The sequence below is a fragment of the Streptomyces sp. NPDC049687 genome, from assembly GCF_044465285.1.
In the GTDB taxonomy this organism is placed as follows: domain Bacteria; phylum Actinomycetota; class Actinomycetes; order Streptomycetales; family Streptomycetaceae; genus Streptomyces.
In genome coordinates, this window is the sequence record NZ_JBITLN010000005.1 from 69,529 (window position 1) to 90,318 (window position 20,790).

The window sequence follows — 20,790 nt, forward strand, 5'->3', positions numbered from 1 at the left end:
GGAAGGCGGGACTTTCCCACACGCCCTAAGGGGTCAGCGGGCCGGGGCGGCGGGTCAGGAGCCACGGTTCCACGACGCCCAGACCGCGCACCGGGCGCTGCCACATCGGCTGGAGCGCGAAGCGGTACTTCGGGGGCTCCTCGCCCTCCTTCTCCGCCGCGGCCGCCTCCTCGGCGGCCTCCGCCTCCGAGGCCGGCGCGTCGCCGGTGCGGATCAGCTCCTCCGCGAAGGCGCTGTCGACGAGCACGGCGTCCCGCGGCGCTATCGACGTCAGCCGCGAGGCCAGGTTGACCGTCGTACCGAAGACATCGCCCATCCGGGTCGTCACCGTGCCGAAGGCCATGCCGACGCGCAGCTCGGGCATCGTCTCGTCGTTGCTCATCGTCTCGACGAGCAGCAGCGCGATGTCCGCGGCGATGCCCGCGTCGTCCGCCGCGTAGAGCACCTCGTCACCGAGGGTCTTGATCAGCCGTCCGCCGCGGGCCGCCACCAGGTCGGCGGCGGTGGTCTCGAAGGCCTCCACCAGCTCGCCGAGCTCCTCCTCCTCCATGCGGCGGGTGAGGCGGGTGAAGCCGACGAGATCGGCGAAGGCGACGGCGAGCCGCCGGTCGACCATCTCCTCGTCGTCGGCGGCCTGCACGACCCGCCCGGCGGAGGCGGCGAGCTGGCGGCGCCAGACGTAGACGAGGAACTCCTCCAGCTCGGGCAGGAGCAGCTCGACGATCGGATACGTGACCTCGGTGCGGGTCATGCCCGGCTCGGGCGGCTCGGTGAGCCCCTCCAGGAAGGAGTCGATCTGCCATTCCGCCAACCGGGCGGTGGTCTGCCCCGTGGACCGCGCCACCTGGACCGCCATCGCCTCGCTCAGCAGTCCCGCCTCGACCAGACCGGCGAGGCGGCGCAGCGCCAGTACGTCGGCCTCGGTGAGCGCCTTGGCCTGCCCGATGTCGGCGAAGCCCATCGCCCGCCAGAAACGGGACGCCAGCTCCATGGAGACACCGGCGCTGCGGGCCGCCTGGAACGGGGTGTAGCGCCGCTCGGCGCCGAGAATGAGGTGTTCGAGGCGCAGGGCGAGCGGGTTGTCCTCGCCGTTGTCGCCGGGATCGGCGGCGTGGGGATCCACCCGGCGTTCCGCGCCCGCGCCGGAGCCCGTGTCGTCGACGGTCACGCCTGCTGCCCTTCCGATCTTCCGCGGTCAGGTATCGACCGGCCTCAACTCTACGGCAGTGTGCGCCAGCTCACGCCCGAGCTGCCCTACGCAGCGAGGGTGGGTGAACCCACCCCCAGCCTCAGCGCGGATCAGCACTCACGCCAGTCGCAGGTGCACGACGTCTCCCGCCCCCACCGGCTCCTGTACCCCTTCCTCGGTCGCGATCACCAGCCTCCCGTCCCCGTCCACGGCCACCGCCTCCCCCACCAGGGACCGCTCCCCCGGCAGCTCGGCGCGCACGGCACGACCGAGCGTCGCGCACCCCGCCGCGTACGCCTCCTGCAGCCCGCTCGCCGCCGGATCGCCCCCTGCCGCCCGCCAGCGCCCGTACCAGTCCTCCAGCGACCGCAGCACGGCCCGCAGCAGCGGGTCCCGGTCCGTGTTCACCGCCCCGGCCAGCGCCAGCGACCCGGCCTGCGGGACCGGCAGTTCGTCGGCGCGCAGGGTGACGTTGATGCCGACACCGATGACGACACCGTCCTGCCCGGCCCGCTCGGCGAGGATCCCGCCGGCCTTGCGTTCCTCTCCCGCCACGGTCACCAGCAGGTCGTTCGGCCACTTGAGTGCCGTGTCGACACCCGCCGCCCGCGCCAGCCCGGTCGCCACGGCCACGCCCGTGAGCAGCGGCAGCCAGCCCCAGCGCGAGACCGGCACCTCGCCGGGCCTGAGCAGCGCGGAGAAGAAGAGCCCGGAGCGCGGGGGCGCCGTCCACCGGCGGTCCAGGCGGCCCCGCCCGGAGGTCTGCTCCTCGGCGACGAGGACGGCGCCCTCCTCCACCTTGCCCTCGACCGCCCGCGCCAGCAGATCGGCGTTGGTGGAGCCCGTCCGCTGCACCACGTCCACCTTTGACCACAAGCTGCCCTCCCGCACCAGGGCCCGGCGCAGGGAGGTGGCGTTGAGGGGCGGCCGGTCCAGGTCGGACCAGCGGCTGCCGTCGGCGTCTGAAGCATCTCGGGGCGTCATGCAAGCCACCCTAGGTGTGTGAAACGCCGCACTGCTGATTCCCAGGGCCACCACTACTCTACGGATGAGTAACCGTCCCCCCTTTTGAGCAGGCAGGGAGCCGCATCCCGATGTCCGAGCCGGAAGAGCGTCAAGAGATCGACATCCACACCACCGCGGGCAAGCTCGCGGATCTCCAGCGCCGTATCGAGGAAGCGACGCACGCCGGCTCCGCTCGCGCCGTCGAGAAACAGCACGCCAAGGGCAAGCTGACGGCCCGTGAGCGCATCGAACTCCTCCTCGACGAGGGGTCCTTCGTCGAGCTCGACGAGTTCGCCCGCCATCGCTCCACCAACTTCGGCCTGGAGAAGAACCGCCCCTACGGCGACGGTGTCGTGACGGGTTACGGCACGGTCGACGGCCGTCCGGTCGCGGTGTTCTCGCAGGACTTCACCGTCTTCGGCGGCGCGCTGGGCGAGGTCTACGGTCAGAAGATCGTCAAGGTGATGGACTTCGCGCTGAAGACCGGCTGCCCGGTCATCGGCATCAACGACTCCGGCGGCGCCCGCATCCAGGAGGGTGTCGCCTCCCTGGGGGCGTACGGCGAGATCTTCCGCCGCAACACCCACGCGAGTGGTGTCATCCCGCAGATCTCGCTGGTCGTCGGCCCCTGCGCGGGCGGCGCGGTCTACTCCCCCGCGATCACCGACTTCACCGTCATGGTCGACCAGACCTCGCACATGTTCATCACCGGCCCGGACGTCATCAAGACGGTCACCGGCGAGGACGTCGGCTTCGAGGAGCTGGGCGGCGCCCGCACCCACAACTCCGTCTCCGGCGTGGCGCACCACATGGCGGGCGACGAGAAGGACGCCATCGAGTACGTCAAGCAGCTGCTGTCGTACCTGCCGTCCAACAACCTGTCCGAGGCCCCGGTCTTCCCGGAGGAGGCGGACCTCGCGGTCACCGACGAGGACCTGGAGCTGGACACCCTCGTCCCGGACAGCGCCAACCAGCCGTACGACATGCACACGGTCATCGAGCACGTCCTGGACGACGCCGAGTTCTTCGAGACCCAGCCGCTGTTCGCGCCGAACATCCTCACCGGCTTCGGCCGGGTCGAGGGCCACCCGGTCGGCATCGTCGCCAACCAGCCGATGCAGTTCGCCGGCTGCCTCGACATCACCGCCTCCGAGAAGGCGGCCCGCTTCGTGCGCACCTGCGACGCCTTCAACGTCCCCGTCATCACCTTCGTCGACGTCCCCGGCTTCCTGCCCGGCGTCGACCAGGAGCACGACGGCATCATCCGCCGCGGCGCCAAGCTGATCTACGCCTACGCGGAAGCGACCGTCCCGCTGATCACGGTCATCACCCGCAAGGCCTTCGGCGGTGCCTACGACGTCATGGGCTCCAAGCACCTCGGCGCCGACCTCAACCTGGCCTGGCCGACCGCCCAGATCGCCGTCATGGGCGCCCAGGGCGCGGTCAACATCCTGCACCGCCGCTCGATCGCCGAGGCGGAGGCGAACGGCGAAAGCGCCGAGGCGGTGCGCGCCCGGCTCATCCAGGAGTACGAGGACGCCCTCCTCAACCCCTACGTCGCGGCCGAGCGCGGCTACGTCGACTCCGTGATCATGCCGTCCGACACCCGCCGCCACATCGTGCGCGGCCTGCGTCAACTGCGCACCAAACGGGAATCCCTGCCTCCGAAGAAGCACGGCAACATCCCCCTCTAGGCCCGGGAGCCGTCATGAACATCAAGGTCGTACGGGGCAACCCGACCCCGGAGGAGCTGGCCGCCGCCCTGGCGGTGGTGAGAGCCCGCGCCGCGGCGGCGTCGGCCATGCCGTCCGGCGCGGAGGGTCCCAGGGACGCGTGGTCCGACCCGGCCCGTCTCGCGGGTCAGCGGGTGCCGCAGCCCGGTCGGGCGTCGTGGGCCCGCACCTACTGGCCGAGCTGAAGACAGCCCACCCGCTCCTGAGGGGCGCGGGGAACGGCGGCCGGCCGCCACGAAACCTGAGTACGCGTACTCAGGCGGCGAGGCCGCACTCGCCGCACCCTGGGAAGCATGTTGTGGTCCGACCCGAAGAACGAGCCGCCCAAGGAACTCCGCGAGATGCAGGAGACCCTCAGGCGGCTCGGCCTCTTCCTGGCGTTGGCCATGGTGATCGCCATGATCGTGCTGGGCCTCAGATGAGCGCCGCACCCGGCGCTACGCTGACGGCATGCGCCGACTCGTCCTCGCCTCCCAGTCCCCCGCCCGCCTGAACCTCCTGCGCCAGGCCGGCCTCGTCCCCGAGGTCATCGTGAGCGGCGTGGACGAGGAAGCCGTCACCGCCCCCACCCCCGCCGACCTGGCCCTCGCGCTCGCCGAGGCGAAGGCCTCCGTGGTGGCCGCGCGGCCCGAGGTCAACGGGGCGCTGGTGATCGGCTGCGACTCGGTCCTCGACCTGGACGGCGAGGCCCTGGGCAAGCCGGCGGACGCGGAGGAGGCCACGGCCCGCTGGAAGGCGATGCGCGGCCGGGCGGGCACGCTCCAGACGGGGCACTGCGTCTACGACACCCTCAGCGGGCGCTACGCCTCCGCGACCGCCTCCACCGTGGTCCGCTTCGGGGAGCCGACCGACGAGGAGATCGCCGCGTACGTCGCCTCGGGCGAGCCCCTCCATGTCGCGGGGGCGTTCACGCTGGACGGCCGTTCGGCGCCCTTCATCGACGGTATCGACGGCGACCACGGCAACGTCATCGGCATCAGCCTGCCCCTGGTCCGCAGGCTGCTGGGCCGGCTGGGGGTCGGTATCACGGAGTTGTGGGCGCCGCGGGAGGGGTGACCGGCGAGCCGTCGCCCCCGTCCCCCCTGCCGCCGTCCTCCGGTTCCTCGGCGGCGGGCGCCTGCGGGACGTCGTACGTCATCAGGAGCAGCACGATCAGCGCGAGCACCACGACCATGAACAGGAACTGCTGCCAGCCCAGCAGGCCCCAGGCGAACGCGCCCAGCAGGGCGTGCACCACGGCCGCGCTGATCAGCAGGACACGCCCGAAGCCGGCGGCCGGGCGGTTGCGCAGGGCCACCAGCAGCGCCACCAGCCCGCACAGGGCGAAGTAGAGGCCGAAGACGATCCCGCCGACCTTCGAGGAGGTCGACATGACGTCCGGATCGATGCCCGCCAGGGACATGTTCTGCCGGTCGGCCAGGGTTCCCATGAGCCAGTTCAGCGCGGCGATGCCGAGTGCCTCCGCGAACAGCAGGAGAGCCACGATCCACGCCACCGGTCTGCGTACCACCGGTCCCCACCCACTTTCGCCCCCGCCCGAGTCCGGCCCGAGCGGGGTTGCAGTTACCTCAAGTACGTTCGAGACATCGCGAACGCTACTAACGGGTAAACCCGGGGACAAGGGTTCTGCGCCCGGCAAAGAATCATTGGGCCATTCGTAGGGACTCCACAAAGAAACGGAGTGGGCCGCAGCACGCTCTCACAGAGACCTTGGCCACACGGGAGGGCTAGGGTTGCCGGGTGGAGTGCTGCGTACGGCGGTACTACAAGGGATTTCACGGTCGAGTGAGCCTCGCATCACGCTCCGTGTGGGCAAGCTCACCTCTGGGGACGGGTCGAAGTGCCGTGTCGGCAGTCCCTAAACTCGGCTTGTTTCAAGGAGGGAGCCTCAATCGTGCGCAAGGTGCTCATCGCCAACCGTGGCGAAATCGCAGTCCGCGTTGCCCGGGCGTGCCGGGATGCCGGTATCGCGAGCGTTGCCGTGTACGCCGACCCGGACCGGGATGCTCTGCATGTCCGGGCCGCGGACGAGGCGTTCGCCCTGGGCGGTGACACTCCGGCGACCAGTTACCTGGACATGCAGAAGGTGCTGAACGCCGCGCGCGAGTCCGGCGCGGACGCCGTCCATCCGGGCTACGGCTTCCTCTCCGAGAACGCCGAGTTCGCCCAGGCGGTCCTGGACGCCGGCCTGGTCTGGATCGGCCCGCCGCCGCAGGCCATCCGCGACCTCGGCGACAAGGTGGCCGCCCGCCACATCGCCCAGCGCGCCGGCGCCCCTCTCGTGGCCGGTACGCCGGACCCGGTCAGCGGCTCCGAGGAGGTCGTCGCCTTCGCCCGGGAACACGGCCTGCCCATCGCGATCAAGGCCGCCTTCGGCGGCGGCGGCCGGGGTCTGAAGGTCGCCCGGACGCTGGAAGAGGTCCCCGAGCTGTACGACTCGGCCGTCCGTGAGGCGGTCGCCGCCTTCGGACGCGGCGAGTGCTTCGTCGAGCGCTACCTCGACAAGCCGCGCCACGTGGAGACGCAGTGCCTGGCCGACCAGCACGGCAACGTGGTGGTCGTCTCCACCCGTGACTGCTCTCTCCAGCGCCGCCACCAGAAGCTCGTGGAGGAGGCCCCCGCGCCGTTCCTCTCCGACGAGCAGGTCGCCGAGCTGTACTCCTCCTCCAAGGCGATCCTGAAGGAGGCCGGCTACGTCGGCGCCGGCACGGTGGAGTTCCTCGTCGGCAACGACGGCACGATCTCCTTCCTGGAGGTCAACACGCGTCTGCAGGTCGAGCACCCGGTCACCGAGGAGGTCTCCGGCATCGACCTGGTGCGCGAGATGTTCCGCATCGCCGACGGCGAGGCGCTCGGCTACGACGACCCGCCGCTGCGCGGTCACTCCTTCGAGTTCCGCATCAACGGCGAGGACCCGGGCCGGGGCTTCCTCCCGGCCCCCGGCACGGTCACCACGTTCGCCCCGCCGTCCGGCCCGGGTGTGCGCCTCGACGCGGGTGTCGAGTCCGGCTCGGTCATCGGCCCCGCGTGGGACTCCCTGCTCGCCAAGCTGATCGTCACCGGCGCCACCCGTGAGCAGGCTCTGCAGCGGGCCGCCCGCGCGCTGGAGGAGTTCCAGGTCGAGGGCATGGCCACGGCCATCCCGTTCCACCGCGCGGTCGTCAGGGACCCGGCGTTCGCCCCCGAGCTCACCGGCTCCGGCGACCCGTTCACGGTCCACACCCGCTGGATCGAGACCGAGTTCGTCAACGAGATCAAGCCGTTCGTCTCCCCGGCCGACGCCGAGGCGGACGAGGAGGACAAGGACCGCGAGACGATCGTCGTCGAGGTCGGCGGCAAGCGCCTGGAGGTCTCCCTCCCGTCCTCGCTCGGTATGTCCCTGGCCCGCACCGGCCTCGCCGCCGGCGCGAAGCCCAAGCGGCGGGCGGCCAAGAAGTCCGGCCCCGTCGCCTCCGGCGACACCCTCGCCTCCCCGATGCAGGGCACGATCGTCAAGGTCGCGGTCGAGGAGGGCCAGGAGGTCAAGGAGGGCGACCTGGTGGTCGTACTCGAGGCGATGAAGATGGAGCAGCCGCTGAACGCGCACCGCTCCGGCACCGTCAAGGGCCTCGCGGCCGAGGTCGGCGCGTCCGTCACCTCCGGCGCGGCGATCTGCGAGATCAAGGACTGAGCGCACGACATGCGACGGGGCGCCCGGTGGACCGACCCACCGGGCGCCCCGCCGTATGCACAGCACAGAACGGCACCGTCAGCCGGTCCGGGAATCTCCTCCGGGGCCGTTCAGGGACGAGGCCCGAGGGACGAGGTCCGTCGAGGGCCGAAGCCGGAGACGCGGTGGCGGCAGCCCCCCGAGGGTCGAGTTCACCCCACCCGCCCGCTCAACCGCCCGAGGCCTCAGCGGCGGCGGAGGTCCGCGACACGGGCGCGGTCGGTGCCGGACGACTGTTCGGCGAGCGCCGCGGCCGCGGCCGCACGCAGTGTGGCCGAGCCGGGGACCTGGCCCCGGCGAGGGGCCGGGAGGGGGACGTCCCGGCGCTGCTGCTGAGGGCGCGCCGGGACCGCGTCACCCCCCGGGCTTCCGGACGCCCCGGCCACGGCGATCTGCACCCCCTGGTCCGCGAGGGCCTGCAGCTCGGTGGCGGCACGGTCGTCGTGCGCGGGCGGCTCGTCGGTCACCAGGCGGGTGATGAGGTCCGTGGGCACGGTCTGGAACATGGTGTCGGTGCCGAGCTTGGTGTGGTCGGCGAGGACGACGACCTCGGCGGCCGCCTGGACGAGCGCCCGGTCGACGGAGGCCGACAGCATGTTGGAGGTGGACAGTCCGCGCTCGGCGGTCAGTCCGCTCCCCGACAGGAACGCTCTGGAGACGCGCAGCCCCTGGAGCGACTGTTCGGCTCCGCTGCCCACGAGGGCGTAGTTGGAGCCACGCAGGGTGCCCCCGGTCATCACCACTTCGACTCTGTTGGCATGGGCCAACGCCTGGGCGACCAGGAGGGAGTTGGTGACGACCGTCAGACCGGGGACACGGGCGAGCCGGCGGGCGAGCTCCTGGGTGGTGGTACCCGCCCCGACCACGATGGCCTCGCCCTCTTCGACGAAGTTGGCGGCGAGGTCCGCGATGGCGGTCTTTTCGGCGGTCGCGAGATGGGATTTCTGCGGAAAGCCGGACTCCCGCGTGAACCCGCCCGGCAATACCGCACCGCCGTGCCGGCGGTCGAGGAGTCCTTCTGCCTCCAGTGCGCGCACGTCCCGCCGTACGGTCACTTCGGAGGTCTGGACGACGCGGGCGAGCTCACGGAGCGACACGGCCCCGTTCGCTCGCACCATTTCGAGGATCAATTGGCGACGTTCTGCAGCGAACACGAAACTGACAGTAACGCGGGCGACCGTCTGCTTTCAGCTCTTTACACCGAATAGTCGAAGTTGTTCGCACAGAGGGACGGGAGGTGGTATAGGGCGCAGTTCCGGCACCCATGCCACCCGTAAACCCTTCTGTGCGTCCGTCAACTCGCCGTGACCTGCGGGGAGTCGGAACCCGCCCTCAGGCCTCCCCCGCCGCCTTGCGGGTGTGAAGCTGCCGGGCCACCTCGGCGATCGAGCCCGAAAGGGACGGGTACACGGTGAAGGCGTTCGCGATCTGTTCGACCGTCAGATTGTTGTCGACGGCGATCGAGATGGGGTGGATCAGTTCCGACGCGCGCGGCGCGACGACCACACCGCCGACGACGATGCCGGTGCCGGGCCGGCAGAAGATCTTGACGAAGCCGTCGCGGATGCCCTGCATCTTGGCGCGCGGGTTGCGCAGCAACGGCAGCTTGACCACTCGGGCGTCGATGACACCGGCGTCGACGTCGGCCTGGGTGTAGCCGACGGTGGCGATCTCGGGGTCGGTGAAGACGTTCGAGGAGACCGTCTTGAGGTTGAGCGGGGCCACCGCGTCGCCGAGGAAGTGGTACATGGCGATACGTCCCTGCATGGCGGCGACGGACGCGAGCGCGAACACGCCGGTCACGTCACCGGCGGCGTACACGCCCGGCGCGGTGGTCCGGGAGACCTTGTCGGTCCAGATGTGCCCGGACTCGCGGACCTTGACGCCCGCCTCCTCCAGGCCGAGCCCCGCGCTGTTGGGGATGGCGCCGACGGCCATGAGGCAGTGCGAGCCGGTGATGACCCGCCCGTCGGAGAGGGTGACCTCGACCCGGTCGCCGACCCGCTTGGCGGACTCGGCGCGGGAGCGGGCCATCACGTTCATGCCGCGGCGCCGGAAGACTTCCTCCAGGACGGCGGCGGCGTCCGGGTCCTCACCGGGCAGCACGCGGTCCCGGGACGAGACCAGGGTGACCTTGGAGCCGAGGGCCTGGTAGGCGCCGGCGAACTCGGCACCGGTGACGCCCGAGCCGACCACGATGAGCTCGTCGGGCAGCTCGCCGAGGTCGTAGACCTGGGTCCAGTTCAGGATGCGCTCGCCGTCGGGCTGGGCGTCGGGCAGCTCGCGGGGGTGACCGCCGGTGGCGATCAGGACGGCGTCGGCGGTGAGGGTCTCCTCGGCGCCGTCGGCGGCGGTGACGACGACCTTGCGGGAACCGTCCAGGGCCTGCATGCCCTCCAGGCGGCCGCGGCCGCGCAGCACCCGGGCCCCGGCACGGGTGACGGAGGCGGTGATGTCGTGCGACTGCGCGAGCGCGAGCCGCTTCACACGCCGGTTGACCTTGCCGAGGTCCACCCCGACGACCCGGGCCGCCTGTTCCAGGGGTGGGGTGTCGTCGGCGACGATGATGCCGAGTTCCTCGTACGACGAGTCGAAGGTCGTCATGACCTCGGCCGTAGCGATAAGGGTCTTCGACGGCACGCAGTCGGTCAGCACCGACGCTCCGCCCAGACCGTCGCAGTCGACGACGGTCACCTCCGCGCCGAGCTGCGCGGCCACCAGCGCCGCCTCATAGCCGCCGGGTCCGCCACCGATGATCACGATCCGAGTCACGTACTCCATTGTCCCGCACGCCCCCCGGTGGTACTCCCCGGGGGGCGCGGGAGCCGCCTCTGTGGCGCGAATGACGGGTGTGCCGACTGCCGTACTCTCGTCGCATGTCGCTCTACGCCGCGTACGCCGGCAACCTCGACGCGCGGCTCATGACCCGCCGCGCCCCGCACTCGCCCCTGCGCGCGACGGGCTGGCTCAACGGCTGGCGGCTGACCTTCGGCGGCGAGCAGCTCGGCTGGGAGGGCGCGCTGGCGACGGTCGTGGAGGACGGCGCGGACCCGGAGGCCCGGGTCTTCGTGGCGCTCTACGACCTCGCGCCCATGGACGAGGAGTCCCTGGACCGCTGGGAGGGCGTCGGGCTCGGCATCTACCGCCGGGCCCGGGTCCGGGTGCACACCCTGGACGGCGAGACCGGGGCGTGGGTGTACGTCCTCAACGGCTACGAGGGAGGCCTGCCGTCGGCCCGCTACCTCGGGGAGATCGCCGACGCGGCGGAGTCGGCGGGGGCGCCGCACGACTACGTGATGGAGCTGCGGAAAAGGCCCTGCTGAACGATCCTGATGTGTATGAGCGGGACGCGCCACGGTTACCAGGTCTTCTACACCGAGCAGGCCGCGGCGGCGCGCGACCGCCTGGACGCACGCCAGCGCGCCAGGTTCGACCGGGGCATCGCCGTACTGGCCCGCGACCCCTACCTCCCCGCGTCCCGTGCCGTCAGCGCGACGGGCGACGACCGCACGGTCCGGCTCACGGAGCACATCTTCGCGGAGTACATCGTCAGCCGCGGCCGGCTGCTGATCTTCGTGGTCGAGGTCTTCAGCGACCAGGACGTCGTCGTCCCGGAGGAGTGGTCGCAGGAGTGACCGGAGCGGCCGTCCGGAACCGCTGCCGGAGGCCGCTGCCGACGGCGATCGTGGGGGCCGCCGGTTGGAAACGACAAGGCAACGATCGCCTTCCCGCGGGCTCTGTCATCTACGCGCGTAGGCAAGAACCGGCTACCCTCATCCGCGTGAACGCACATCTTCTCCCGGACGACATCCAGGGCGACCCCCACGCCGCCGCCGACGCCGCCGCCTCGCGCCTGCGCGAACTGACCGGCGCCGAGACCCACGACGTCGCCCTCGTGATGGGCTCCGGCTGGGCACCCGCCGTGGACGCCCTCGGCGCCCCCGACGCCGAGTTCCAGGTCACCGAGCTGCCCGGCTTCCCGCCGCCGGCGGTCGAGGGCCACGGCGGCAAGATCCGCTCGTACCGCATGGGGGAGAAGCGCGCCCTGGTGTTCCTGGGCCGCACCCACTACTACGAGGGACGCGGGGTCGCCGCCGTCGCGCACGGGGTCCGTACGGCCGTGTCGGCGGGCTGCAAGACCGTCGTCCTGACCAACGGCTGCGGCGGTCTGCGCGAGGGCATGCGCCCCGGGCAGCCGGTCCTGATCAGCGACCACATCAACCTCACGGCGACCTCGCCGATCATCGGCGCCAACTTCGTCGACCTCACCGACCTGTACTCGCCGCGGCTGCGCGCCCTGTGCAAGGAGATCGACGGCACGCTGGAGGAGGGCGTCTACGCCCAGTTCCCCGGCCCGCACTACGAGACGCCGGCCGAGATCCGGATGGCACGGGTCATCGGCGCGGACCTGGTGGGCATGTCGACGGTGCTGGAGGCGATCGCGGCGCGTGAGGCCGGGGCCGAGGTGCTGGGCATCTCCCTCGTGACGAATCTCGCCGCGGGCATGACCGGGGAGCCGCTGAACCACGAGGAGGTTCTGCAGGCGGGGCGGGACTCGGCGACGCGGATGGGCTCGCTGCTGGCACAGGTGCTGGACCGGCTGTAGCAGCGGTTCCGCCGGCGACTGGGGGCCGCCGGCCCCCAGACCCCGCTTCGGCCCCGAACGGGCCTCGTCCCCACACGCCGGCCGGGCTGGAGAATGGGCCGGCGTTCACAAGCAACCGGAGGTTGACCACCGTGCACGACGATCTCCTCGCCCGCGCCCAGGCCTGGCTCGCGGAGGACCCCGACCCCGAGACCCGCGCCGAGCTGGACAAGCTCATCGAGGCGGGGGACGTCACCGAGCTGGCCGCCCGCTTCACCGGCACGCTCCAGTTCGGCACCGCCGGTCTGCGCGGTGAGCTGGGGGCCGGGCCGATGCGTATGAACCGGTCCGTCGTCATCCGCGCCGCCGCCGGTCTCGCCGCGTACCTCAAGGGCAAGGGGCAGGAGGGCGGTCTGGTCGTCGTCGGGTACGACGCCCGCCACAAGTCCGCCGACTTCGCCCGGGACACCGCCGCGGTGATGACGGGCGCGGGACTGCGCGCCGCCGTGCTGCCCCGGCCCCTCCCCACGCCCGTCCTGGCGTACGCCACAAGGCACCTGGGCGCGGTCGCCGGAGTCGAGGTCACGGCCAGTCACAATCCGCCCCGTGACAACGGCTACAAGGTCTACCTGGGCGACGGTTCGCAGATCGTGCCGCCCGCCGACGCGGAGATCGCCGCCGAGATCGACGCCGTACGGTCCCTGGACGACGTCCCGCGGCCGGAGTCCGGCTGGGAGACGCTCGACGAGGCCGTCCTCGACGTCTACCTGGCCCGCACCGACGCCGTCCTCGCCCCCGGCTCCCCCCGCACCGCCCGCGCCGTCTACACGGCGATGCACGGCGTCGGCAAGGACGTCCTGCTGGCCGCCTTCGCGCGCGCCGGGTTCCCGGAGCCCGTCCTCGTCGCCGAGCAGGCCGACCCCGACCCGGACTTCCCGACCGTCGCCTTCCCCAACCCGGAGGAGCCCGGCGCGATGGACCTCGCCTTCGAGCGGGCCCGCGCCACGCACCCCGACCTGATCATCGCCAACGACCCGGACGCCGACCGCTGCGCCGTGGCCGTCCCCGCCGGCGGCGACTGGCGCATGCTGCGGGGCGACGAGGTCGGCTCGCTCCTCGCCGCCCATCTGGTCCGGCGCGGCGTCCAGGGGACCTTCGCCGAGTCGATCGTCTCCTCCTCCCTCCTCGGCCGTATCGCCGGGAAGGCGGGTCTGCCCCATGAGGAGACCCTCACCGGCTTCAAGTGGATCGCCCGCGTGGAGGGCCTGCGCTACGGCTACGAGGAGGCCCTCGGCTACTGCGTGGACCCCGAGGGCGTGCGGGACAAGGACGGCATCACCGCCGCCCTGCTCATCACGGAACTCGCCTCCGAGCTCAAGGAGGCGGGCCGCACCCTCCTCGGCCTGCTCGACGACCTCGCCGTGGAGCACGGTCTGCACGCCACCGACCAGTTGTCGGTCCGCGTCCAGGACCTGGCCGTCATCGCCGACGCGATGCGCCGGCTGCGGGAGCAGCCCCCGGCCTCGCTCGCCGGGCTCGCCGTCACCCGCGCCGAGGACCTCACCCGGGGCACCGACACACTGCCGCCCACCGACGGTCTGCGCTACACCCTCGACGGCGCCCGCGTCATCGTCCGCCCCAGCGGCACCGAGCCCAAGCTGAAGTGCTACCTGGAGGTCGTGGTCCCGGTCGCCGACCACGCCGGTCTCCCGGCCGCCCGCGCCCAGGCCGACGGCCTGCTCGCGGCGATCAAGCGGGATCTGTCGGCGGCGGCGGGCATCTGACCCGGCGGGAGAGACGGAAGACCGGCCGGGTCACCACCCGGCCGGTCGAACCGTCACCCGTCCGGCCCTCTCACGAGGACCCGTCACCCCACGGCCAGCAAGATCCCCAACACCACGGCCCCCGCGACCGCCGGCCCCAGGATCTCCCAGGCCCATCGCACGGTGACCTCGCCCTGCGCGCCCTCCTCCTTCTCGTGCGTCTCCCACAGTGCCCGCACCTCGTCCATGATCTGGTCGGTCGCGGCCCGCACGGGTCCCGCCGGAGCCGGCCCGGACGAACCGCCGGCCGCCCCGAACCCCGCGAGCCCGCCGAGACCGCCCCGGCCACCGCTGCGCCCCTCGCGTCCGGCGGTCCGGTCCGACGCCGCCCTGGCCTGCCGCCGGGCCGCCGACTTGCGGGCCCGCATCGAGACGGGGACGGCCCACAGCTGGTACTTCGCCCCGGCCGTGCTGACGACCTCGTTGGAGTATCCGGACCGCAGCGCGGCCACCTGCCCCCAGGGCAGCACGATCATCCGGAACGGATTGCGCACCCGCAGCCTGTCCTGACCGGCGTACACGGCGGGCCGCAGGGTGAAGGCGACGATCAGCGGCACCACCAGGATGAGCGCGGCCAGCGCCAGCCACGGCGTACGCCCGTCGCCCGTGACGATCGCGTCGATGCCGAGCCAGCCCACGAGAGCCAGCAGCATCACGCCACTGGCGATACCGGCGGACGACCGGTACACGCGGTCGTCGAACTCGGGTGCCGCGGGCCGCGGCGCGGAGGGCTGGTCTTCCGGGGTCGTCATGGTCCCGATTCTGCCCGACCGCCCACCACCGCTCATCCGGGCTCCCCTCGCGCGGAAAGAGCAGGGGGGCTGTACACCCGCTACGCGCGTAGATATGCTCGTCTGGTGACCATGCCCACCAATGCCCCCTCCGTGGCCCACACGCTCTCGGACGTCACCACGTCCGGCAGCACGCTGCGCCGCTTCCTCCACGGGCTGCCCGGCGTCGACGCGGTCGGCCTGGAGGCACGCGCCGCGTCGCTCGGCACCCGTTCCATCAAGACGACCGCGAAGGCGTACGCCATCGACCTCGCCATCTCGATGGTCGATCTGACGACGCTGGAAGGCGCGGACACCCCGGGCAAGGTCCGGGCGCTCGGCGCCAAGGCGGTCCTCCCCGACCCCACCGACCGTACGACCCCCACCACGGCCGCGGTCTGCGTCTACCCCGACATGGTGGCCGTCGCCAAGCAGGTGGTCGCCGGCTCCGGCGTGAAGGTCGCCTCGGTCGCCACCGCCTTCCCGGCCGGCCGCGCCGCCCTCTCGGTGAAGCTGGCGGACGTGCGCGAGGCGGTCGCCGCGGGCGCCGACGAGATCGACATGGTCATCGACCGCGGCGCGTTCCTCGCGGGCGACTATCTGAAGGTGTACGACGAGATCGTCGCCGTCAAGGAGGCCTGCGCGGCGTCGGCCCGCCTGAAGGTCATCTTCGAGACGGGCGAGCTGTCGACGTACGACAACATCCGCCGCGCCAGCTGGCTCGGCATGCTCGCCGGCGCGGACTTCATCAAGACGTCCACCGGCAAGGTCGCCGTCAACGCCACCCCCGCCAACACCCTCCTCATGCTGGAGGCGGTCAGGGACTTCCGTGCCCAGACCGGGATCCAGGTCGGCGTGAAGCCCGCCGGCGGCATCCGCACCAGCAAGGACGCCATCAAGTTCCTGGTCCTGGTCAACGAGACGGCGGGCCAGGACTGGCTGGACAACCACTGGTTCCGCTTCGGCGCCTCCTCGCTCCTGAACGACCTGCTGATGCAGCGTCAGAAGCTGGCCACGGGCCGCTACTCCGGCCCCGACTACGTGACGGTGGACTGAGCCCCATGACCATGGAAAAGCAGACCTCGGTCTTCGCATACGCCCCGGCGCCCGAGTCCCGCTCGGTCGTCGACATCGCCCCTTCCTACGGCCTGTTCATCGACGGCGAGTTCACCGATGCCGCCGACGGCAAGGTCTTCAAGACCGTCTCGCCGTCCACCGAGGAAGTCCTGTCGGAGATCGCGCGGGCCGGTGCCGAGGACGTCGACCGCGCCGTGAGGGCGGCCCGCAAGGCCTTCGAGAAGTGGTCGGCGCTCCCCGGCTCCGAGCGCGCGAAGTACCTCTTCCGTATCGCCCGCGTCATCCAGGAACGCAGCCGCGAGCTCGCCGTCCTGGAGACCCTGGACAACGGCAAGCCCATCAAGGAGACGCGCGACACCGACCTTCCCCTGGTCGCCGCGCACTTCTTCTACTACGCGGGCTGGGCGGACAAGCTCGGCCACGCCGGCTTCGGCGCGAACCCGAGGCCGCTGGGCGTGGCCGGCCAGGTCATCCCCTGGAACTTCCCCCTGCTGATGCTGGCGTGGAAGATCGCCCCGGCGCTGGCGACCGGCAACACGGTCGTCCTGAAGCCGGCGGAGACGACCCCGCTCTCGGCCCTCTTCTTCGCGGACATCTGCCGCCAGGCGGGCCTGCCCAGGGGCGTCGTCAACATCCTGCCCGGCTACGGCGACACGGGCGCCGCGCTCGTCGCGCACCCGGACGTGAACAAGGTGGCCTTCACCGGCTCCACGGCCGTCGGCAAGGAGATCGCCCGCACCGTGGCCGGCTCCCGCAAGAAGCTCACCCTGGAGCTGGGCGGCAAGGGCGCCAACATCGTCTTCGACGACGCCCCCATCGACCAGGCCGTCGAGGGCATCGTCAACGGCATCTTCTTCAACCAGGGCCAGGTCTGCTGCGCGGGCAGCCGCCTGCTGGTCCAGGAGTCGATCCAGGACGAGCTGCTGGAGTCGTTGAAGCGCCGCCTCTCCACCCTCCGCCTGGGCGACCCGCTGGACAAGAACACGGACATCGGCGCGATCAACTCCGAGGAGCAGCTCGCGCGGATCACCACCCTCGTCGAGCGGGGCGAGGCCGAGGGCGCCGAGCGTTGGTCCGTGGCCTGCGAACTGCCCGAGAGCGGCTACTGGTTCGCCCCGACGCTGTTCACGAACGTCACCCAGGCCCACACTGTCGCCCGCGACGAGATCTTCGGCCCGGTCCTGTCGGTCCTGACCTTCCGCACCCCGGACGAGGCCGTGGCCAAGGCGAACAACACGCCGTACGGCCTGTCGGCGGGCGTCTGGACGGAGAAGGGCTCGCGCATCCTCGCGGTGGCGAACAAGCTCCGGGCGGGTGTCGTGTGGTCCAACACGTTCAACAAGTTCGACCCGACCTCGCCGTTCGGCGGTTACAAGGAGTCGGGCTTCGGCCGCGAGGGCGGCCGCCACGGCCTGGAGGCGTACCTCGATGTCTGAGAAGACCGAAAAGACCGAACCGCGCCTGTCGGTCCTCAAGACCTACAAGCTGTACGTCGGGGGCAAGTTCCCCCGCTCCGAAAGCGGCCGGGTGTACGAAGTGACCGACTCCAAGGGCAACTGGCTGGCCAACGCACCGCAGTCCTCCCGCAAGGACGCCCGTGACGCGGTCGTGGCCGCGCGCAAGGCGTTCGGGGCCTGGTCCGGCGCGACGGCCTACAACCGGGGCCAGGTCCTCTACCGCGTCGCCGAGATGCTGGAGGGCCGCCGGGACCAGTTCCTCCGCGAGGTGGCCGACGCCGAGGGCCTCTCCAAGTCCAAGGCCGGCGCGCTCGTGGACGCGACGATCGACCGCTGGGTCTGGTACGCGGGCTGGACGGACAAGATCGCCCAGCTCGTGGGCGGCGGGAACCCGGTCGCGGGCCCGTACTTCAACCTCTCCTCCCCCGAGCCGACGGGCGTGGTCGTGGTCCTGGCTCCGCAGGAGTCGTCGTTCCTGGGCCTGGTCGGTGTCGTCGCCCCGGTGATCGCGACCGGCAACACGGCGGTCGTGATCGCGAGCGAGAGGTCCCCGCTCCCGGCGCTCTCCCTGGCCGAGGTGCTGGCCACCTCCGACGTTCCCGGCGGTGTCGTCAACGTGCTGTCCGGCCGTACGGCGGAGATCGCGGCGCCCCTCGCGGCCCACCAGGACGTCAACGCGATCGACCTCGCGGGCGCCGACGAGGTCCTGGCGAAGGAACTGGAGATCGCCGCGGCCGACAACCTGAAGCGCGTCCTTCGTCCACAGCCTGTGGACGACTGGTCGGCGACTCCCGGCATCGACCGCATGACGGCCTTCCTGGAGACGAAGACGGTCTGGCATCCGACGGGGTCGCTGGGCGCGTCGGGCTCGTCCTACTGAGTCCCCCGCGTCCCCGTAGGGGCCGCCACCGAGCACCGCGGACCGGAGGGCCGCGTCTCCTCCCCGCCCGGGGGGAGACGCGGCCCTGCGCCGTGTGCCCTCAGCCGCCCAGCGCCTTCGTCGCGTCCCCCAGCACCGGAATCGCCCCGACCGACTGCGCCTGCGCCACCGGCCCGGTCAGCATCCGGGACGTCAGGGGCTTGAAGTCGGCGAACTGGGTGCCGACGCCGTTGTCGAGCGGGTCGACTCCGGTGCCCGCGAGGGGGTTGGGCTTGAGGCCCGAGACGGCGCCGGTGACGTGGGGGAGGGTGGCGAGCGTGCCCTGCACCCCGGTCTGCGGGTCGATCGCGCCGATCGAGGCGGGGCGGGTGCGGGTCACGTCGGCGACCGGTTCGCCGGTCGCCGCGGCGGCGGTCCCGGCGCCCGCGCCCAGCGCCACTCCGGCGGTCGCGAGGGCGGCGAGGGCGCGCCGGCCGGTGGAGTTCTGTGGTGAGGCGTGTCGTGCCATCGATGGTGCCGCCTTCTGCTGCGCAAGGTAATCAGGACGACACGAAGGGTAGTTGAGGTGTGACGCGCGCTTCAAAGCCGACCCGCGGGGTCGAACCCGGCCCGACGGATGCCTCACACTGGTGTCCCGTGACCTCCCCTTTGCCCATACCGACGCGAGTCGTGCTGCTCTGCGGCCCTTCCGGCTCCGGCAAGTCCCTCCTCGCCGCCCGCTCCGGCCTGCCGGTGCTGCGGCTCGACGACTTCTACAAGGAGGGTGACGACCCGACCCTGCCGCTGGTCGCCGGGAGCTCCGACATCGACTGGGACCACCCGGACTCGTGGGACGCGGACACGGCCGTCGCCGCCATCGTGGAACTCTGCGGCACGGGCCGTACGAACGTGCCCGTGTACGACATCTCGCTCAGCGCCCGCACCGGCGTGGAGGCGGTCGGGATCGGGCGGACCCCGCTGTTCATCGCGGAGGGCATCTTCGCCGCCGAGATCGTCGAGCGCTGCCGTGAGCTGGGCGTCCTGGCCGACGCGCTGTGTCTGAGCCGCGGCCCGGTGAAGACGTTCCGCCGACGGTTCCTGCGCGATCTGAAGGAGGGCCGCAAGTCGGTGCCGTTCCTGCTGCGCAGGGGCTGGCGTCTGATGCGCGCGGAGCGCTCCATCGTGGCCCGGCAGACCGCGCTCGGCGCGTACCCCTGCGACCGCGACGAGGCGATGGGCCGGCTGGCGGCCGCGGCGCCGGGCCGCGGCGCGACGACGGCGCGTACGACCGCCTGAAGCCACCCACGGGTCCGCCTGGACGCGGGACACGAAAAGCGGGACTGGACGGACCCCCCGGCCCTCCAGTCCCGCTCCCCCCGTTCCCCCGTGCTTCCCCGTGCTTCCCCGCGTTCCCCCCGGGTGGTGCTTCCCCCGTGCTGTGCGGTACCGCTCCCCCGAACGTCCCCCGTCGGGTCCCCCCGGTACCGCTCCCCCGTGTTCCCCCGTCACCGGCCGAGGCCGGATCGTTCCCCCGTGACCCTCAGGCGACAAGCTCCCCGAAGGCGTCCTCCTCGTCACGGCCGAAGCTGAGGACCTGGTCCTCGCGCAGCCGGCGGAGCGACCGCCAGATGCTGGACTTCACCGTGCCGACACTGATGTCGAGGATCTCCGCGATCTCCGGGTCGGTGCGGCCCTCGTAGTAGCGCAGGACCAGCATCGTCCGCTGGAGCTCGGGCAGCCGGGCCAGCGCCTGCCACAGGACCGCGCGCAGTTCGGTGCCGCGCATCGCGTCCGTGTCGCCGGCCGTCTCCGGCAGCTCCTCGGTCGGGTACTCGTTCAGCTTGCGGCGGCGCCACGCGCTGATGTGCAGGTTGGTCATCGTGCGGCGCAGGTATCCGCCGACCGCGGCCTTGTCACTGATCCGCTCCCACGCCCTGTACGTCGAGAACAGCGCGCTCTGCAGCAGGTCCTCGGCCTCGAAGCGGTCGCCGGTGAGGTGGTAGGCGGTGGCGTACAGGGAGGCGCGGCGCTCCTGGACGTAGGCGGTGAACTCCGCCTCGGTCAGCGAGCGACGCTCCCCCGTGTCCTCCCTGTACGCGGCTCCCCCGTGAGCCGCCTGCTCCCCCGCGTCGACCACCGTCATGAAGGCGGTGTGCTGACGCCCGGTGCCGCGAGCGCACCCCCGCCCGCTCACGGCACCGGACTTCTCGGGACCCCGGCCGACGTTCACGTCGTGGAGACGCGTGACGACTGCCCTGGTGCTGATGCCCTGCAGCGTGCTCATCTCGCGCCCCCCGTCGTGGACTTCCGGTGTTTCGTTCTTTGCGGTCCTGCCTGTGAGCAAAAGACTGCCGGGGCCACTTCATCGCCGTGTCCGCCGACTGTCACAGACCTGTCACAGGGGTCCGTCACGTCGGCACCACAGATCGTTCACAGGCGTCGGGGGTATGGCGGTCGGGCGCCGGGCCCGCGCGGAGGGCACCCCTCAGCACCCCGCTCACCGGCCCGAAACGGGCGCCGTTGCCTCTCCGCGACCTGCTCCGCCGGACAGGCACCCACCCACAGGTCGAAGGACACCCCCCT

At 71.8% G+C, this 20,790-nt stretch carries 21 protein-coding genes; 13 read left to right on the forward strand and 8 right to left on the reverse strand.

Features of this window, described 5'->3' with window-relative positions; all coding sequences use genetic code 11:
• Positions 1 to 25 precede the first annotated feature (25 nt).
• The gene (locus ACIBVL_RS17325; protein ID WP_399098011.1) at positions 26 to 1,168 is read right to left on the reverse strand and encodes an adenylate/guanylate cyclase domain-containing protein; all 1,143 of its coding nucleotides are present in this window, start codon (positions 1,166 to 1,168) and stop codon (positions 26 to 28) included.
• 138 nt (positions 1,169 to 1,306) lie between these two features.
• Positions 1,307 to 2,173, reverse strand: coding sequence for a biotin--[acetyl-CoA-carboxylase] ligase (locus tag ACIBVL_RS17330; protein WP_399098012.1), 867 nt, complete (start codon positions 2,171 to 2,173; stop codon positions 1,307 to 1,309).
• Between the two features lie 110 nt (positions 2,174 to 2,283).
• On the opposite strand from ACIBVL_RS17330, the gene ACIBVL_RS17335 reads away from it, so the two are divergent.
• The 4 genes from ACIBVL_RS17335 (at position 2,284) to ACIBVL_RS17350 (ending at position 4,983) form a co-directional block, all read left to right on the forward strand.
• Positions 2,284 to 3,888 carry an acyl-CoA carboxylase subunit beta gene (locus tag ACIBVL_RS17335; protein ID WP_399098013.1) on the forward strand — a complete coding sequence of 535 codons (1,605 nt, stop codon included), beginning with the start codon at positions 2,284 to 2,286 and terminating at the stop codon, positions 3,886 to 3,888.
• Positions 3,889 to 3,902: 14 nt separating this feature from the next.
• Positions 3,903 to 4,112, forward strand: coding sequence for an acyl-CoA carboxylase epsilon subunit (locus tag ACIBVL_RS17340; RefSeq protein WP_399098014.1), 210 nt, complete (start codon positions 3,903 to 3,905; stop codon positions 4,110 to 4,112).
• A 108-nt stretch (positions 4,113 to 4,220) separates the two neighbouring features.
• Positions 4,221 to 4,349 (forward strand): morphogenic membrane protein MmpB, encoded by a 129-nt coding sequence (gene mmpB, locus ACIBVL_RS17345; RefSeq protein WP_399098015.1) that lies wholly within the window; start codon positions 4,221 to 4,223, stop codon positions 4,347 to 4,349.
• A gap of 28 nt (positions 4,350 to 4,377) precedes the next feature.
• A complete protein-coding gene (locus ACIBVL_RS17350) occupies positions 4,378 to 4,983 on the forward strand; it encodes a Maf family protein (protein WP_399098016.1) in 606 nt (201 codons plus the stop codon).
• On the opposite strand, the gene ACIBVL_RS17355 is transcribed toward ACIBVL_RS17350, so the two are convergent.
• Complete coding sequence (locus ACIBVL_RS17355; RefSeq protein WP_399098017.1) at positions 4,952 to 5,437, reverse strand: hypothetical protein; 486 nt, start codon at positions 5,435 to 5,437, stop codon at positions 4,952 to 4,954. The two genes, ACIBVL_RS17350 and ACIBVL_RS17355, sit on opposite strands and share 32 nt — an antisense overlap.
• Before the next feature lie 384 nt (positions 5,438 to 5,821).
• On the opposite strand from ACIBVL_RS17355, the gene ACIBVL_RS17360 reads away from it, so the two are divergent.
• A complete protein-coding gene (locus ACIBVL_RS17360) occupies positions 5,822 to 7,597 on the forward strand; it encodes an acetyl/propionyl/methylcrotonyl-CoA carboxylase subunit alpha (protein WP_399098018.1) in 1,776 nt (591 codons plus the stop codon).
• A gap of 224 nt (positions 7,598 to 7,821) precedes the next feature.
• On the opposite strand, the gene ACIBVL_RS17365 is transcribed toward ACIBVL_RS17360, so the two are convergent.
• Complete coding sequence (locus ACIBVL_RS17365; protein ID WP_399098019.1) at positions 7,822 to 8,754, reverse strand: DeoR/GlpR family DNA-binding transcription regulator; 933 nt, start codon at positions 8,752 to 8,754, stop codon at positions 7,822 to 7,824.
• Positions 8,755 to 8,968: 214 nt separating this feature from the next.
• The gene (locus tag ACIBVL_RS17370; RefSeq protein WP_399098020.1) at positions 8,969 to 10,417 is read right to left on the reverse strand and encodes an NAD(P)H-quinone dehydrogenase; all 1,449 of its coding nucleotides are present in this window, start codon (positions 10,415 to 10,417) and stop codon (positions 8,969 to 8,971) included.
• Positions 10,418 to 10,512: 95 nt separating this feature from the next.
• On the opposite strand from ACIBVL_RS17370, the gene ACIBVL_RS17375 reads away from it, so the two are divergent.
• From ACIBVL_RS17375 to ACIBVL_RS17390, 4 genes are all read left to right on the forward strand, one after another.
• The gene (locus tag ACIBVL_RS17375; protein WP_399098021.1) at positions 10,513 to 10,959 is read left to right on the forward strand and encodes a gamma-glutamylcyclotransferase; all 447 of its coding nucleotides are present in this window, start codon (positions 10,513 to 10,515) and stop codon (positions 10,957 to 10,959) included.
• Positions 10,960 to 10,974: 15 nt separating this feature from the next.
• Complete coding sequence (locus ACIBVL_RS17380; RefSeq protein ID WP_399098022.1) at positions 10,975 to 11,271, forward strand: hypothetical protein; 297 nt, start codon at positions 10,975 to 10,977, stop codon at positions 11,269 to 11,271.
• Between the two features lie 146 nt (positions 11,272 to 11,417).
• On the forward strand, positions 11,418 to 12,242 hold the full coding sequence (locus ACIBVL_RS17385) for a purine-nucleoside phosphorylase (protein WP_399098023.1): 825 nt from the start codon (positions 11,418 to 11,420) through the stop codon (positions 12,240 to 12,242).
• A gap of 131 nt (positions 12,243 to 12,373) precedes the next feature.
• Complete coding sequence (locus tag ACIBVL_RS17390) at positions 12,374 to 14,005, forward strand: phospho-sugar mutase (RefSeq protein WP_399098024.1); 1,632 nt, start codon at positions 12,374 to 12,376, stop codon at positions 14,003 to 14,005.
• A gap of 83 nt (positions 14,006 to 14,088) precedes the next feature.
• Here ACIBVL_RS17390 and ACIBVL_RS17395 read toward each other — a convergent pair whose 3' ends face one another.
• The gene (locus ACIBVL_RS17395) at positions 14,089 to 14,796 is read right to left on the reverse strand and encodes a PH domain-containing protein (protein WP_399098025.1); all 708 of its coding nucleotides are present in this window, start codon (positions 14,794 to 14,796) and stop codon (positions 14,089 to 14,091) included.
• Between the two features lie 111 nt (positions 14,797 to 14,907).
• Here ACIBVL_RS17395 and deoC point away from each other — a divergent pair, with 111 nt between their 5' ends.
• Genes deoC through ACIBVL_RS17410 form a run of 3 tightly spaced genes read left to right on the forward strand, consistent with a single transcriptional unit; the run spans position 14,908 to position 18,228 of the window.
• Complete coding sequence (deoC, locus tag ACIBVL_RS17400) at positions 14,908 to 15,870, forward strand: deoxyribose-phosphate aldolase (RefSeq protein WP_399098429.1); 963 nt, start codon at positions 14,908 to 14,910, stop codon at positions 15,868 to 15,870.
• 11 nt (positions 15,871 to 15,881) lie between these two features.
• Positions 15,882 to 17,327 carry an aldehyde dehydrogenase family protein gene (locus ACIBVL_RS17405; protein WP_399098430.1) on the forward strand — a complete coding sequence of 482 codons (1,446 nt, stop codon included), beginning with the start codon at positions 15,882 to 15,884 and terminating at the stop codon, positions 17,325 to 17,327.
• A complete protein-coding gene (locus ACIBVL_RS17410; protein ID WP_399098026.1) occupies positions 17,320 to 18,228 on the forward strand; it encodes an aldehyde dehydrogenase family protein in 909 nt (302 codons plus the stop codon). The genes ACIBVL_RS17405 and ACIBVL_RS17410 overlap by 8 nt, the downstream gene beginning before the upstream one ends.
• 100 nt (positions 18,229 to 18,328) lie before the next feature.
• On the opposite strand, the gene ACIBVL_RS17415 is transcribed toward ACIBVL_RS17410, so the two are convergent.
• On the reverse strand, positions 18,329 to 18,736 hold the full coding sequence (locus ACIBVL_RS17415) for a hypothetical protein (RefSeq protein WP_399098027.1): 408 nt from the start codon (positions 18,734 to 18,736) through the stop codon (positions 18,329 to 18,331).
• Between the two features lie 59 nt (positions 18,737 to 18,795).
• Here ACIBVL_RS17415 and ACIBVL_RS17420 point away from each other — a divergent pair, with 59 nt between their 5' ends.
• The gene (locus ACIBVL_RS17420) at positions 18,796 to 19,503 is read left to right on the forward strand and encodes a uridine kinase (RefSeq protein WP_399098028.1); all 708 of its coding nucleotides are present in this window, start codon (positions 18,796 to 18,798) and stop codon (positions 19,501 to 19,503) included.
• 244 nt (positions 19,504 to 19,747) lie between these two features.
• On the opposite strand, the gene ACIBVL_RS17425 is transcribed toward ACIBVL_RS17420, so the two are convergent.
• The gene (locus ACIBVL_RS17425; RefSeq protein ID WP_399098029.1) at positions 19,748 to 20,491 is read right to left on the reverse strand and encodes a SigE family RNA polymerase sigma factor; all 744 of its coding nucleotides are present in this window, start codon (positions 20,489 to 20,491) and stop codon (positions 19,748 to 19,750) included.
• Positions 20,492 to 20,790 lie beyond the last annotated feature (299 nt).